This window comes from Clostridium sp. CM042 (genome assembly GCF_055080995.1).
Window position 1 is genome coordinate 2,930,690 of sequence record NZ_CM143646.1, and the last position, 16,856, is coordinate 2,947,545.

The window sequence follows — 16,856 nt, forward strand, 5'->3', positions numbered from 1 at the left end:
GTAGATATTATGAATATTGCTATTATACTTGCCGGTGGAAAAGGTACTAGAATGGGTATAGTTGATCAACCTAAGCAGTTTATTGATATATATGGTAAACCAATAGTTGTGCATACAATCGAAGCATTTGATATACATGAACAAATAGATGCAATAGCTGTTGTTTGCCTTAAAGAATGGCATGAGGATATAAAGATATGGACTAGAAAGTTCGAACTTAATAAAGTGAAATGGATAGTGGATGGTGGAGAAACAAGGCAGGAATCCGTTTTAGCAGGGCTTAAGGCAATTGAAGAGGATGTAACATCTGATGATATTGTAGTTATTCATGATGCTGCAAGGCCACTAATTTCTCATAGAATAATAGGTGATAATATTGAAGGGGCTAAAGAATACGGCGCCGTAGACACTGTTATCCCTGCTACTGATACTATAATTCAAAGTAGTGACGACAGTACTATATCGTCTATTCCAGTGAGAAAAGAGTTATATCTAGGTCAAACTCCTCAAAGTTTTAAATACTCGACTATAATGGATGCTCATAAAAGTGCGGCAAAATCGAAACTTCAAGACTCTACTGATGACTGTAGGGTAGTATTAAATTATGGGGAAAAAGTTCATCTAGTAAATGGAGATAAACTCAATTTTAAGATTACTACAATGGAAGATTTACTTTTATTAAAGTCCATAATTAAAATGAGTAAACTGGAGAGAATATAATGTTAACGCGAGGATTTAAAATAGTTCAATCTAAGAGATTTGAAATTTATATAGAGGATTTAGAAGTGTGTACAGGACATGTAGTGGTAAAGATTGAAACAGCAGCTATATGTAAAGCTGATTTAAGGTATTACCTTGGCAGCCGTGATGAGCGAACACTTAACTTAAAATATCCAATAAATTTGATTCATGAAGCTGTAGGTACTGTAGTGAAAGATCCTACAAACTCCTTTAATAAGGGAGATAAAGTTGCACTAGTTCCAAATATAATGATTCCAAAAGATAAACAAGATGATTTTGATATTGCTTTATCTAGTGATAAAAGATTAGGAGAAAACTACTGCCCTAAAGCATTATTTGCCTCAAGTAGTTACAATGGATTTTCTAAGGATTATATTGCATATCCCGCAGGAAATCTTGTAAAGATAGAGGATAATATTGATTCAAATATTGCTGTGTTCTCAGAACTAATTTCTGTGGCAAATACAGCAATTCGTAGAATAGTATTAAAACCGGATGACGTTATAGCTGTTTGGGGTGATGGCATCCTCGGGTATATAATATGCAGCGTATTAAAGCAGATACACAATGGTCCCATTATAGTGATAGGCCATAACAAAGAAAAATTAGATAAATTTGTTGGTGTACAAACTTACCTTTCAAATGATTCAAATATTAAGAAAAGCAAAATTAATGTTGCATTTGAATGTATAGGTGGCGCTGCGTCTGAGAGTGGAATTGATGAGATTATTAACTCAATACTTCCAGGATCCAAAATGGTGTTAACAGGTGTATCAGAGAATCCCATAAAAATTAATACCCGAAAGATATTAGAAAAAGGATTGGCATTTTATGGAATTACAAGAAGCAATGTAGAAGATTTTAAATTTGCAGCAGAGTTACTTAAAAAACCTGACTTTAGATCGGATATTTCAAAATTGATTTTAGAGGTAGCACCCATATATGGAATTAAAGATTATTATAGAGTATTCGAATCAGAATCAGAAAATAGGGCACTTGGAAAACACATTATGAATTTCAAATTTTAATTTTTAAATTTAAAATTATAAAGCGAAGAGGAAATTAAATGAATATAAAAAAATCAGTAAGAGTAATATTTGTAGAGTGCTTTGGGATATTGATTGGTATATTGAATGGATTACTGATACCAAAGGTTCTTGATATACAATCCTATGGTTATCTAAAAACATTTACGTTATATATCACATATGCAGGAATGCTTCATTTTGGATTCTCAGATGGAATGTATTTAATATTGGGTGGTAAAAATATAACAGACATAAAAAAAGAAAAAATAAAAGGCTATTTCTATGTTATGCTAAAGATTGTAATGGTTGCAGTAGCTATTTTATTTATCGTTTCAATATTTTTTATAAAAGATATGGCGTTTAGGTACTTTGTATTTTATATATTACCGTTTCAGGTTGTGTTATTTGTTTCTCTATTATATAGAGCGACAGGTGAGTTTAACAAATATGTAGTAATAAGAATAGTGCAAAATATAGTGAATTTAACATCTATTCTTGCAGTTATATTAATTATAAAATCACCAATTTTGTATATGCAGATTCAAGTTATTGGAAATATAGTTTTAGCAATTGTTAGTGGAGCGTTAATTATTTTCTCAACAAAAAAAGCAGAAAAAATAGAACGCTCAGAAATAAAATCCATAACAAGTATGGGTTTTACTATAATGATAGCAAACGCTATAAGTCTTCTATTTGTTACTTTGGATAGATGGTTTGTTATGATGAAATTCACAGATAATGATTTCGCATTTTATTCTTTTGCGGTATCTATGCTAAGCTTATTTATAGTTTTAATAAATTCAATCACAGTTTTGTTTTATCCTTATCTAGCAAGAAGTAAGGGAGATGCGAAAGTCGTCTCAAATGTTAAAAAATACATTATATTAATATGTAGTTTTGCACCTGCTGGTTATTTTGTGTTGGAATTTATAGTAAAGAACTTCCTAAAAGAATATATACCATCATTAGAAGTGTTAGGAATATTAATAATTGGTATACCATTTATTACTTTAACAAATGTTTTATATGCAAATCTTTATAAAGTAGGAAAAAGGGGCAAGGAGTATTTAATTGTAGCCTCTAAAATGGTAGCATTAGCATTTATATTAAATGCATTTGCGACATACGTATTAAAGGATCCCGTAATGATTGCATACGCTACACTTGTTACTTTAGTTGTATGGTATGTATATTCTTCATTTGACTTTAAGGGCCTTGAAATACACAAAAATGAGATAATACATTTTATAGTATATTTGTTTTGCTATAAAATTATTAGGATAATTCCTATTCCATCATTAATCAAAGCATTTATGTTTATTATCAGTATGATGATTACAGAATGCATTTTATTTAATGCTGATATGAAAGACATATTTTCAATGATTGCTAATAGAAAAAAGAATAACAGAGTATAATTCGTCAGCATGGCTTGCAAACGAACTTGAAATAGAAAATTTATAATATAATTCATAGCCACTGTGTGAACTATATGAAAGAAAAAGACTACCGAAATGCATAATAATGTATTTCGGTAGTCTTTTTGTTTGTTATAAAGTTATTTGGGCATAATCCTAATATAAACACTTATAAGGAGGGGATGCGTAGTGAATGAAGGCAAATCAGATATACTAAAGAATATCTCGATTTTGATACCAGCCTTTAACCCAGATAATAAACTGATAACTTTAGTAAGTAATCTTATAAAAGCAGGATTTACAAATATTAGCATAGTGGATGATGGCAGTAGTGAGGAGTATAAACCAATTTTTAATGAATTAGGGCTTATGATGCAATGCCAAATCTTAGTTCATGCTGTAAATATGGGAAAAGGTAGAGCACTTAAAACAGGATTTAATTATTTTCTGAACAATTGCCCGGAATGCGTTGGGATTGTTACAGCTGATGCTGATGGTCAGCACAACATTAATGATATTATAAAAGTTTCACAAAAGCTAATAGAGAACCCTGACAAGCTTATATTGGGGTCTAGAAACTTTTCAAAATCAAATATTCCTTTTAGGAGTAGGTTTGGAAACATAATGACTAGAAAAATGTTTGGGTTTTTAGCCGGAATAAAAGTAAGCGATACACAAACGGGTTTAAGAGCGATTTCATCGGAGTTTGCACTGGATTTAATGAGTGTTCATGGAGAAAGATTTGAATATGAGACCAATATGCTACTTGAATGTAAAAATCAAGATATTGATATTGATGAAGTGTGCATTGATACGATTTATATAGAAGAGAATAAATCATCTCATTTTAATCCAATAGTAGATTCAATGAAAATTTATGGGGTTTTCTTTAAGTTTATATCATCATCATTTTTATCTTTTGGTTTAGACATTTTGTTATTTTCAATGTTTACAAAACTTTTTCATAGCATAACACCAAAGTATTTCATTTTATTAGCAACTATTGGTGCAAGAATTATGTCTTCCTTCTTTAATTACAATGTAAATAAAAATGCAGTATTTAAACATAAGTCTTTTGATAAATTAGTATTAGTTAGATATTACATATTATGCTTAACTCTTATGTTAGTGTCTGGGGTAAGTGTATCGGCTGCTTATCATATTTTTGGGCGCTCAGCGGTTGTTCTCAAAGTTGTAATAGATGGTATTCTGTCACTTGCTAGCTATAAAGTTCAAAAAGAATGGGTGTTTAAGAAAACATGCGTTTCGGAGGAATTATAATATGTATTTAGTATTAATATTTGCAGTGGTATGTTTTGGCGCCGCTATGATTTCCATTAAATTCAATAAAAAAATTGAACAAACGCTTCCATTTTGGATTTTTGTAATAATTCTTATTTTATACTTATTTGGAATGCTTAGTATGCTAAATGTTGGAGTATATGTTGTAATTGCAATTGGAATAATTGGTATGTTCTTTTGCATCTACAGTATTTACACCAAAAGACAAATGTTTAAAGAAAATATTTTGACTCCTGGTCTTGTAGCATTTGCTGTATTCTTTGGATTAGCATGGTGGGCACAAAGAGGAAGAATGCTTACATCTTGGGATGAATTTTCACATTGGGGAACTGTAGTTAGAAATATGTACATATTTGATGCTCTTGGTAATCATCCAGATGCAACTACCATGTTTAGAGGGTATCCTCCTGCAACGGCATTACTGCAATACTTCTGGGTGAAATTATCTGGAGATTTTACGGAGGGTAACTTATATAGGGCTATGAATATATTATACTTTTCATTAATGATTCCTATATTTAGTAATGTAAAATGGAAAGATTTTTCAAGGATAGCTATAAGATTTGTTTTGATATTAATACTCCCTTTGGCATTCTTCCAGGACTTTTACAATAATATAATGGTGGACGCTATACTTGGAGTTATGTTTGCTTATGTTCTCATAAGCTATTATTCAAACAAAATGAGCACCTTTAAAATTCTTAATATAAGTTTAGCATTATCTGTATTAACACTTACAAAAGCTTCAGGATTTGGGCTCGCCATCATAGCTATTATAGTAATTGCGGTGGATCTTTTATTTTCGCAAAGACAGGAGTTAAATCATCTCCTGCGGAGCTGCGATGTTAAACAAAATAATAAAATTAATACTTTTAAAAGAACTGTACTAGTTTTGTGTCCTATATTTTTTGCTTTAGCATCAAAATATTCATGGACGCTATATCTTAAAACCACTAAAACAAATGAAGCTTGGAATACAAGTGAAATTGGACTGCAAAATTTTAAAGATTTATTTACTGGAAATGCACCACGTTATCAAATGGTAACAATAAAAAATTTCTTCACTGCAATTTTTGAGTCTTTTTTAACTGATTATACGATTAAAATATCATTTATGACTTGGATGGTATTATTAATATCAATTTTTATTATACTAATTCATTTTTCTTGTAATGAGGATGAAAAAGGCCGTTATGCAGTAGCTACTAAGAGTATATTTGTAGGAGGAGTTATGTACACTTTCTCTTTACTAATATTATATGTCTTTACATACTCAGAATATGAAGCTACTAATTTAGCTTCTTATTCAAGGTATACAAGTACATATCTTTTAGGAGTCTTAATCTTCTTTGTTGTAACTATATGTTTAAAAGAGAAGGCGGCAGGTAATAAATATAAACCATCATGTTCTATTATCATATTATTATCATTACTACTCATCATAAAAGTAACTCCAGTTATTAATTATACGATACTCGCGCCCTACAATATAAGGACTTCAATAGCGACGCGTGCACCATATGCGCCTATAACAAAAGTAAAAAAGGTAGTAAACCCTAAAACTGATAAATTGTATTTTATTTCTGTTGCAACTAATGGTTTTGATTTTTGGGTGAGTAGATACAATATAACACCAATAAAAACAAATTTGAGCCCAGATAGTTGGAGTCTTGGCATGCCATATTATAAGGGTGATATTTGGACTAAAGACATAAGTGCAAAAGAGTGGGCAGAAAAACTGAAAAATGAGTATACCTACGTTTATATATTTAAAACCAATGATGGGTTTAACAAAACTTATGGAGAAATTTTTGAAGGTGGGAATAAATCCATTAAAAATAATACTTTGTATTATGTTAACAAAAGTAAAAATAAATGTGTTCTTGAAAAGGTGAAATAGAAGTTTTCAGTTGTATTTTAACGACATTTCAGAAGGCAAGTCTCCCACTTCTATATAAATATAAAATTTTTATGGATTTTATTTCTACTACTCTCTATACTCTCCTAAACCAATCTAGGTATAATTTTTTATACATTGCAAATAATAATTGATAATGTAAATCGGTTTAGGAGGCTGATATGAAAAAAAATTTATCTTTAATATTTATATTAATTTTTTTAATCTCTATCTTTGGATGTTCAAGACCTATTTCAAAACCCATTCCAAAACCTATAACAAAGACTATGCCCATAACAGAAAAAGCGGATCCAGTCAATAAACCTTATGGTAAAAGTATTCCAGTACTAATGTATCACTCAATTACCTCCGGAAAACGTAATTCCAATTCTCTTCCTATTGATACGTTTAAGGAGCAAATGAAATATCTAAAAGATAACGATTACCAGATTATAACGCTTACGGATTTATATAAGTATTTTATGAATCAGAAGCCAATACCTGAAAAATCTGTAGTACTTACTTTTGATGATGGCTATGAAGATAATTATACTGCTGTGTTCCCGGTTTTAAAAGAATATAATTTTAAAGCAACAATTTTTGTTATTACTTCTCATATTGATAAAGATCCTAAATTTATGACATCTAAACAACTTTCGGAAATGCAAAAATATGGAATTGATATAGAGGGGCATACCGTAAATCATGATAGGTTAGAATTGCTTTCTAAGGATAAGCAACTAAAAACATTAATTCAATCTAAAAAAGATTTAGAAAAAATATTTAATAAAGAAATAAACTTCTTTGCCTACCCTGGTGGTGGGTACAACGAAAGTGCCATTGAGGCTGTAAAAGAAGCTGGTTACACAATGGCTTTCACCATTGATGATAAGCGGTCTGGTTGGTCCTCTAAAAATGATGGAATGTTTTCTTTACACAGGATAAATACAGGTTTATTTCGGGATATGAATGATTTTAAAACTGGAATCTCTAATCCTAGTTATAAACATATAGCTCAATAGCAACAAAGATTAACCCTTCGTTATTTGTGAACGAACTTACAACAAAAAACTCATAATCACAATGTGAAAAAGAAAATAAAATTTTACAAAGACATAAGAATCAGAAGCTATTAGGTTTCTGATTTTTTTGCGTGGAATTATAAGGTTGTTATCAAATGGATTAAAATTAAATAAAGTAGTTTTTTAATTATATAAAATTAATTAGAAAAAAGAATCGTTTTTTACTATGTATACGATGTAAACAAATTATAAAAAATCGTATTATGTCGATAGATGTATAATTATTAAGCCTTGATATATAAGACTTTAAAGTTATACATATTTTTTAAAAATAATAAAATCATTAAGGATTTGATGTATCCTTGAGTATGTGGTTATTAATACACTATATTGATAAATTAAACATTTGCAATAAAATTTTCTAAGTTATACAATGAAGCTAAAAGACTTTACAAAAAAATCACAAAAAATAAAATTAAAAAATTGAAAATTTTATAGAAATTTGAGGTTTGGTGTAAATTAGTGGGGGTAAGATTTTCATACTAAAAGGGGGGGCATAAATGCAACAGTTGGAAAGAAATTCAACAACAAAACAGGTGGAGATTGTCCGCGAGTATGACAAAAACGTAGGATATTTTATAATCAAAAGAATAATTGATATTATAGGTGCTTTATGTGGGATAATACTTCTAAGTCCGGTGATGATCGTTGTTGGGATTTGGATAAAATTAGATTCAAATGGACCTGTTTTTTTTACCCAGAATCGAGTTGGCCAAGATGGCAAAGAGTTTAGGATGTATAAGTTTAGGTCTATGTGTTCAGGTGCGGAATGTCTTCTGGACAAGCTTCAAGAAGATAATGAAATGTCAGGACCTATGTTTAAGATAAAAGAAGATCCAAGAGTAACTAAAATAGGAAAATTTATAAGAAAGACAAGTATAGATGAGTTACCTCAGCTATTTAATATATTAAAGGGAGACATGTCACTTGTGGGACCAAGGCCAAGTCTGCCTAAAGAAGTAGTGCAATTTACATGTTTCCAAAAACTAAGATTAATTGCAAAACCAGGTTTAACTTGTTACTGGCAGGTAAGAGGGAGAAGTGAGGTTGGGTTTGAAGAATGGATGGAGATGGATGTTGAGTATTTAGGGGATAGAAATACTTTAGTTGATTTGGGTCTTATATTTAAGACGGTGGGAGTGTTGTTTGGAGATAAGACTGCGAGTTAATTAAAATAGTAGGAATTAAAAATAAATGTTTAGCAAGGAGAATGAAAATTATGAAAGGTATTATTTTAGCTGGTGGATCAGGAACAAGGTTGTATCCTGTAACTAAATCAGTATCAAAACAGATATTGCCTGTATATGATAAACCGATGATATACTATCCATTATCGGTTTTAATGCTTGCGGGGATAAGAGAGATATTAATAATATCAACTCCAAGAGATACTGTAGGTTTTGAAGAACTATTAGGTGATGGAAGTCAAATAGGAATTAACATACAATATGCAATTCAAAAAGAACCAAAAGGACTTGCAGAAGCGTTTATAATAGGAGAAAAATTTATAGGAACTGATAAAGTAGCTTTAGTACTTGGGGATAATATATTTTATGGATATGGCTTTTCAGAAAGACTTCAAAAGACTGTTGAAAGAGAAGAAGCCACTATATTTGGATATCACGTAAGTAACCCAAAGGAATTTGGAGTGGTTGTATTCGATGAAAATAATAATGTTATGTCTATAGAAGAAAAACCACAGAATCCAAAATCAAATTATGCTGTGCCGGGGCTTTATTTCTATGATAATGATGTAGTAGAAATAGCTAAGAATGTTAAACCATCTGCAAGAGGAGAAATTGAAATTACTGCGGTGAATAATGAATATTTAAAAAGAGGAAAATTAAAAGTTGAATTGTTTGGAAGAGGTATGGCTTGGCTGGATACAGGAACACATAGAGCCTTATTAGATGCATCAAACTTTGTTGAAGCTATTCAAACAAGACAAGGTCTATATGTAGCATGTATTGAAGAAATAGCTTATAGAAAAGGTTTTATAGATAGGGCACAGGTATTAAATTTGGCAGAGCCACTATTGAAGACTGAGTATGGAAAGTATTTGGTCAATATAGTAACTATTGAAGAGCAAGATGTATCCTCTAATGAAGCGGCAGCAACAATATTATAATAATAGAACTTTATAACTATAAAAACACATTAAAGCAGGTGTGAAAGAGGAGATAATCATGGAAATTGTAGTAGCAGGAACAGGATATGTTGGATTAGTTACAGGTGTATGTTTATCGCATTTAGGCCACAATGTAACTTGTGTTGACACAAATAAAGAGAAGATAGAGTTAATGAAAAAGGGAATATCGCCAATATATGAACCTGGATTAGAGGAGCTACTTAAAAAAAATTATGACGAAGGCAGATTGAAGTTTACAATTGATTATAAATCAGCATATAAAGATGCAGATGTAATCTTTATTGGAGTAGGTACTCCAGAAAGAGAAGATGGTTCAGCTAACTTGGATTATGTATATGCCGTTGCAGAGCAAATAGCGCAAAATGTAGAGAAAGATTGTTTGGTAGTTGTTAAGTCTACAGTTCCAATAGGAACTAATGATAAAATAGAAGAATTCTTAGAGGAACATTTGAGAAATGATGTTCACATAGAAGTGGCTTCTAATCCAGAGTTTTTAGCTCAAGGGACAGCAGTTAAGGATACATTGTATGCTAATAGAATAGTAATAGGTGTTGAATCAGATGCAGCTAGGGATACTTTGAAAGAAGTGTATAAGAGATATAATCAACCTATAGTTGTGACCAATAGAAGAAGTGCAGAAATGATAAAGTATGCATCAAATGACTTTCTAGCATTAAAGATATCATTTGTAAATGAAATAGCAAATTTCTGCGAAATTGTTGGTGCAGATATAGAGGATGTAACAAAGGGTATGTCTTATGATCCAAGAATAGGAGAAAAATTCTTAAATGCAGGATTAGGCTATGGTGGATCTTGTTTTCCAAAAGATACAAAGGCCCTTCATTGGTTAGCTAATGATAATGAATATGAGTTAAAAACTATAAAGGCAACAATAGAGGTAAATGAAAATCAAAAATATAAATTATTTAGAAAAGCTAAACAGAGATTTGGCAATTTAAAAGGAATGAAGGTTGCTGTTTTAGGACTAACATTTAAACCAGGCACAGATGATTTGAGGGAAGCACCATCTATACCTAATGTAAGAAGATTATTAGAAGAAGGCGTAGAAATTGTGGCATATGATCCAGTAGGAGAAGAAAACTTTAAAAAACTATTTCCAACTGAGATTACATATGTGGAAACTCCAGAAGAAACTTTAAAAGATGCAGATGTAGCATTTATATTTACAGAATGGAATGAAATTAAATCTTTAGATTTAAATATATATGTAGAATTAATGAACACTCCAGTTATATTTGATGGAAGAAATTGTTACAAAATTAGTTTAGCAGAGAAAGAATCAATAGAATATTATTCTGTTGGGAGAAAGACTGTTTTAAACTTAGCTGAAACTGCTAAAAGCGAAGTGGCAGCGACTATACGATAGGGTAACACATAAGGGGATTAGAAAATGAAACACGTGTTTATTATAGGATCAAAAGGAATACCAGCAAAATATGGTGGATTTGAGACGTTTGTTGAAAAACTAACACAAGGACAAAAAAGTAAGGAAATAAAATATCATGTTTCTTGCTTAGCAGATAATGATAAAGACTTTAAATATAATGGCGCTAGGTGCTTTAATGTAAAAGTACCTAATATTGGTGCAGCTAAAGCAATTTATTATGATATAGCAGCATTAAAAGAAAGTATTAAATACATAAAAGAAAATAATATTAATAATTCTATAATATATATTTTAGCTTGTAGAATAGGTCCATTTGTCGGACATTATAAGAAGAAGTTAGAAAAATTAGGTGGCACTTTAATTGTTAATCCGGATGGGCATGAATGGAAAAGAGCAAAGTGGAACAAAGCCATAAGAAAATATTGGAGGATTTCGGAAAAATATATGGTTAAGCATGCAGATCTATTAATATGTGATTCAAAGAATATAGACGAATATATACAAGAAGATTATAAACAGTACAATCCAAAAACAACATTTATAGCATATGGAGCTGATACTGAAAAATCAAAATTAGCAGATGATGATAATACTTTGATTAAATGGTATAAAGAAAAAAATGTTAGCGAGAAGGAATATTATCTAGTTGTAGGTAGATTTGTACCGGAAAACAACTATGAAACTATGATAACTGAATTTATGAAATCAAAAACAAATAAGGATTTTGTTTTAATAACGAATATTCAAAAGAATAAATTTTATAACCAATTAAGGGAAAAAACTAATTTTGACAAAGACTCAAGAATAAAGTTTGTTGGAACTGTTTATAATCAAGAATTATTAAAGAAGATTAGAGAAGGTGCATATGGTTATATGCATGGGCATGAGGTTGGTGGGACTAACCCTTCACTTTTAGAAGCGCTAGCGACAACAGATTTAAATTTGCTTTTAGATGTTGGATTTAATAGAGAAGTCGGCATGGATGGAGCGGTGTATTTTAATAAGGAAAGTGAAAATCTAGCAGGATTAATAAATGTTTTAGAAGTATATGATGAAATTGCTGTTACGAATCTTGGCGAGTTAGCTAAAGATAGGATTGCGAAGGAATATACTTGGGAGAAAATAGTTAATGATTATGAAAAATTATTTAGTGAATATTAAAGAAAAAATAAAGTGAATATTTTATGGGCATTTTCAATAGAATCGTAAAAACAACAATAATATGTTATACAATGAAAATTCACTGTTATAGTATCAGTAATAAAGATAACACAAGGAGTAATATATATGGAACCTAAGATAATAGCATTTTATTTGCCTCAATTTCATGCAATACCTGAAAATGATGAGTGGTGGGGTAAAGGATTTACTGAATGGAGTAATACTTCTAAATCTAAACCATTGTTCAAAGGTCATTATCAACCAAGAGAACCATTAAATAACAATTACTATTGCCTGCTAGATAAGAAAACTCAAGAATGGCAAGCTGAACTAGCCAATGAATATGGAGTATATGGATTTTGTTATTATCATTATTGGTTTAATGGTAAGCTATTATTGGAAAAACCTCTAGAGAATATGATTGAAAATTCTAATATAAAATTACCATTCTGTATGTCATGGGCAAATGAACCTTGGAGCAGAAATTGGGATGGAAGAGAAAAAGAGGTAATAATGGCTCAGAAATATGGTGGGGAAAAAGAGTGGGAAGAGCATTTTCAGTATTTAATTAAATTTTTTAAAGATGACAGGTATATAAAGAAAGAAAATAAACCAGTTTTTTTATTATATAGAACCAACAGTATTAAAAATTGCGAACAAATGATAGCTTACTGGAATGAGAGAGCAAAGGAAATTGGATTTGATGGAATATACATCATAGAGACATTGTCAGGCCATCAAAAGGAATCATGTTTAAAAAATTCTAATGCACAGGCAGAAATGGAACCTATGCATACAATAAGGCATGAATTACCAATATTGAAGCAAGCGTTAAGATTATGTATTAAAAGAATGAATAAACATAATATTAATGTATACGATAAAATTTCATATGATTGTATATGGAAAAGAATTTTAGCAAAGAAAAGAAGAAATAGTAAAAAGACATATATTGGTGGATTTGCTGATTGGGATAATTCTTCTAGGTGGGGAAGAAGGGCTATGATATTAGCAGGCGCTGATTCTAATAAATTCGGACAATATTTCACTAAACAATATGATATAGCAAAACAAATGAATAGTGAGTTTGTGTTTTTTAATGCTTGGAACGAATGGGCAGAAGGAACGTATTTAGAACCTGATAAGAAAAATGGATACAAGTATTTAGAAGAGTTAGGAACAATAGTTGGCAAATAACGAAGATATAATTTTGAAGGGATGATGTTTTGAATATTTTATTTGTTGCTCATGAAAAAGATATGAATGGTGCAAGTTTATCATTATTAGGTATAATTGATAGAATTAGTAAATCGAATAAGGTTCTAGTTTTGACTTCATATAAAAAAGGATTATTCGTGAATGAATTAATAAGAAAAAAAATAGATTTTATTTATGCTCCGTATTTTCGCTGGATGGCTTGCAAAAATTGTGGAGATATTAAATGGTATATGAAAAAAATTGTACTAGGTATTCTAGGTGCGGTTAATTATATAAGTGCATTAAAAATATCAAATAGTGTAAAAAAATACCATATTGATATAATACATACGAATTCAAGTGCAATAAATATTGGTGGAATATTATCGAAAATGTGTAATATAAAACATGTATGGCATATTAGGGAATTTGGGAAAGAAGATTTTAATATGGAATTTGTCTATCCAGAGAAAAAGTGTTTAGCGTTTATAAATAAAAATTCTTCGAAAATTATTTTTATATCAAATGCAATTGCTAATAAATATATTAAATATTTTGATTCTAAAAAATGCAAAATTATATATAACGGATTGAGTGAGAGTTATATTCAAAAGAAATCAACTAGAAAATCGGAAGAATTTAATATGATAATAGCTGGTAGACTTGAAGAAGCAAAAGGGCAAAAGGATGCTATATTAGCTGTTAATGAATTAGTTGATAGAGGAAATAAAAATATACGATTGTATATAGTAGGCACAGGTAAAGATGAAGAACTTAAAAAACTAGTTTCAAGCTTTAGCCTAAATAAGTATGTTGAGTTTTGCGGCCAGATCCATGATTTAAATAGCATAAGAAAAAAAATGGACATTGAGTTGGTCTGCTCTAGATGTGAAGCCTTTGGTAGGGTGACAATAGAATCTATGTTAAGTATGAATCCAGTTATAGGTGCAAATACTGGTGGGACAGTAGAGCTTATAGAGGAAGGATATAATGGATTCCTCTATAGCCAAGGGAATTGTATAGATTTAGCAAATAAAATAGAATTGCTGCTTGAAGATAAAATATTGCTTAGAAAATTGGGAGTAAATGCGTTTGAATTCGCAAGTACTAAGTTTACAGCTGATAATAATGCGAATGAAATATTAAAATTGTATCAATCAATAAATTAAATGTATTTTTGAAGGCAATATGAAATATCAACACTATCAATACTGTAGTAGTTTAAAATAATATTGCAAAAATGTAGGAGTGAAATAGAATGAAGGATATAAGAACATTATATTATCCAGGTGTGAACAAGAAAAATAAGTATACATCAATTATTATAGAGGCAATAAGGAAAAATAATATAATAGTAGATCCATTTACAAAGAAAAATGTATTAAAAAATAAATATGATATAGTGAATTTTAATTGGTATGAATTATTTCCTTCAAATAATAAAATTATTTTATATTTAATGTATATTAAAAAAATTTTTATCATAGAGTATTTCAAATTTAATAAAATTAAAATTATATGGACAGTTCATAATAAGGTACCTCATGATACTAAAAATACCAACTATTGTATTAAAATCATGAAAAAACTTATTAACAAATCTGATGCTATAATAATACATAGTAGAGAAACAATTAAACTTTTAAAAAATCTAAATTCTAAAATAGATAAGAGTAAAATTTCATTTATTCCTCATCCTAATTATATTGGAGCATACACAGATAAAAACATTAATTATAGAAGTAAAATGAATATATTAGAAGATGAAATGGTTTATTTATTTATTGGATTAATTAGACCATATAAAAATATCGACTTAATTGTAGAAGCAAGTAAGAAAATAAGTAAAACTAAAAAAATAAAATTTATAATTGCAGGTAATCCATTTGATATGGAGTATGCAAATCATATAAAGAAAATGATTGGAAATGATAAACGATTTATCTTATTTTTTGAATTTATCGAAGATGATAAGTTGACATCTTTAATTATGTCAAGTGATATTATTGTTTTACCGTATGATTTAAAAAGTAGTTTAAATGCTGGAACTATAATTTTAGCATTTTCATTAGGAAAGACAGTGATAGCTCCTGAAATTGGAACAATAAAGGAAGTTATCAATAATGAATTAGTGTACTCATATTTTTACACAAATAAAGAAGAACACATAGAAATGTTATATAAAAACATAGAAAAGAGTTATGCAGATTTTAAAAGTGATTATGAAAAATTTAGTAACAAGGGGAGAAATTTAAAACAATTGATGGAAAAAGAAAATGATATAGAAATAATAAGTAAAAAATATAAGAAAGTATATGAAACAATAAAATAAGACTTGGGATGGAGAGTTAACATGAAGATATTAGTAACTGGATATTATGGGGCTGGTAATTTTGGTGATGATATAATGTTAGAAGTTTTTTGCAAAGAAATAGAAAAAGACTATAAAGATGTCGAAATTAGTATTTTAAAAATGTTTGGAAAAGATTTAGAGATCGAATTAGATAGTAGCATTAAAATAATTAATTTTGAAAAATTAAACAAACTTTCTCGAATAATATTTAAATTATCATTAGTTAAATACGATATGCTATTATGGGTTGGTGGAACTTGTTTTACAGATCAAGATGGTGATGGATTTTATTACTTTATGAAGTTAGCTAAAAAACTTGGAGTAAATTTTGGGTACGTAGGAGTAGGGGTTGGACAACTATCATTAAAGGATAGGATTGACAAGACTACGTATTTGGTTAAGAACTGTAGTTTTATATCATTGAGAGATAAAAAATCATATGACTATATTTGCAATATTAAAGGCAATAAAAAAGATGTTTTTTTTACAGAAGACCTAGCATATTTATTTGTAAATAAATTTATTAAGAATAAATCACATAAAGAAGAAAGCGTATCAAGAAATAGAAAGATAGTAGTATCTTGGCGTGATCTGATGAATTATAAATCAAAAGAAGAAGAAATAAGTTTAATAAATAAATTAATAGATTTTTTAAGAACTATGTTGGCAGAAGACTTTAACACTGAAATAGTCATATTGCCATTAGATGATAGAAGAGATAAGGCAAAAAATAAATTTATATTTGATAAATTAAGGGAATATGATAATTCATCGAATATAATATATAAACCAGATTTAACACCTATAGAAAAAGTGAATATAATTTTATCTTGTAATATTAATATATCAGCTAGATTACATGGCATATTTGTATCAGAAATTGCAAACATTAAAACTATTGGAATAAGTTACAGCTTGAAAATAGATGAATTTTTAAAAAGTATAGGAAAAGATAAAGATTATATTAATGTTGACGAATTAAGTGTTGAATCTTTAAAATTAATTTGTAAACAAAAATTGTACGCTATAAGGGATGAAGATATACGAAGCAAAGTTATTCAATCCCAAGAAAATATAGAACATTTAAAATCCTACCTTATAAAATCGAGCAAGAAATAAA

Annotated in this window: 14 protein-coding genes; all 14 read left to right on the top strand. The window is 29.3% G+C overall.

The genetic code is table 11. The annotated features are described in order from the left end of the window. Positions 1–9: 9 nt before the first annotated feature. On the top strand, positions 10–720 hold the full coding sequence (gene ispD / locus ACWJJ7_RS14015; RefSeq protein WP_165413774.1) for a 2-C-methyl-D-erythritol 4-phosphate cytidylyltransferase: 711 nt from the start codon (positions 10–12) through the stop codon (positions 718–720). Continuing rightward, entirely contained in the window at positions 720–1,769 is a 1,050-nt protein-coding gene (locus tag ACWJJ7_RS14020; protein ID WP_462962628.1) for an alcohol dehydrogenase catalytic domain-containing protein, read from the top strand. Before ispD ends, ACWJJ7_RS14020 begins: the two co-directional genes overlap by 1 nt. A gap of 38 nt (positions 1,770–1,807) precedes the next feature. After that, a complete protein-coding gene (locus ACWJJ7_RS14025) occupies positions 1,808–3,187 on the top strand; it encodes an oligosaccharide flippase family protein (RefSeq protein WP_462962629.1) in 1,380 nt (459 codons plus the stop codon). Between the two features lie 189 nt (positions 3,188–3,376). Next, positions 3,377–4,468, top strand: coding sequence for a glycosyltransferase (locus ACWJJ7_RS14030; protein WP_462962630.1), 1,092 nt, complete (start codon positions 3,377–3,379; stop codon positions 4,466–4,468). A 1-nt stretch (position 4,469) separates the two neighbouring features. Next, positions 4,470–6,389 carry a hypothetical protein gene (locus ACWJJ7_RS14035; RefSeq protein ID WP_462962631.1) on the top strand — a complete coding sequence of 640 codons (1,920 nt, stop codon included), beginning with the start codon at positions 4,470–4,472 and terminating at the stop codon, positions 6,387–6,389. 179 nt (positions 6,390–6,568) lie between these two features. After that, entirely contained in the window at positions 6,569–7,408 is an 840-nt protein-coding gene (locus tag ACWJJ7_RS14040; RefSeq protein ID WP_462962632.1) for a polysaccharide deacetylase family protein, read from the top strand. Positions 7,409–7,968: 560 nt separating this feature from the next. After that, positions 7,969–8,637: a sugar transferase gene (locus ACWJJ7_RS14045; RefSeq protein ID WP_462962633.1), complete on the top strand. Its 669-nt coding sequence runs from the start codon at positions 7,969–7,971 to the stop codon at positions 8,635–8,637. A gap of 50 nt (positions 8,638–8,687) precedes the next feature. Continuing rightward, complete coding sequence (gene rfbA / locus ACWJJ7_RS14050; RefSeq protein WP_462962634.1) at positions 8,688–9,596, top strand: glucose-1-phosphate thymidylyltransferase RfbA; 909 nt, start codon at positions 8,688–8,690, stop codon at positions 9,594–9,596. Between the two features lie 58 nt (positions 9,597–9,654). Next, positions 9,655–11,004, top strand: a complete 1,350-nt coding sequence (locus tag ACWJJ7_RS14055) for a UDP-glucose dehydrogenase family protein (RefSeq protein WP_462962635.1) — start codon at positions 9,655–9,657, stop codon at positions 11,002–11,004. Positions 11,005–11,028: 24 nt separating this feature from the next. Continuing rightward, the gene (gene cps2T / locus ACWJJ7_RS14060; RefSeq protein WP_462962636.1) at positions 11,029–12,186 is read left to right on the top strand and encodes a beta 1-4 rhamnosyltransferase Cps2T; all 1,158 of its coding nucleotides are present in this window, start codon (positions 11,029–11,031) and stop codon (positions 12,184–12,186) included. 126 nt (positions 12,187–12,312) lie between these two features. Further along, positions 12,313–13,383, top strand: coding sequence for a glycosyltransferase WbsX family protein (locus tag ACWJJ7_RS14065; protein ID WP_462962637.1), 1,071 nt, complete (start codon positions 12,313–12,315; stop codon positions 13,381–13,383). Positions 13,384–13,412: 29 nt separating this feature from the next. Then, positions 13,413–14,552, top strand: a complete 1,140-nt coding sequence (locus ACWJJ7_RS14070) for a glycosyltransferase family 4 protein (protein WP_462962638.1) — start codon at positions 13,413–13,415, stop codon at positions 14,550–14,552. 89 nt (positions 14,553–14,641) lie between these two features. Continuing rightward, positions 14,642–15,715 (top strand): glycosyltransferase, encoded by a 1,074-nt coding sequence (locus ACWJJ7_RS14075; RefSeq protein ID WP_462962639.1) that lies wholly within the window; start codon positions 14,642–14,644, stop codon positions 15,713–15,715. 21 nt (positions 15,716–15,736) lie between these two features. Beyond that, positions 15,737–16,855 (top strand): polysaccharide pyruvyl transferase family protein, encoded by a 1,119-nt coding sequence (locus tag ACWJJ7_RS14080; protein WP_462962640.1) that lies wholly within the window; start codon positions 15,737–15,739, stop codon positions 16,853–16,855. Position 16,856: the final 1 nt, after the last annotated feature.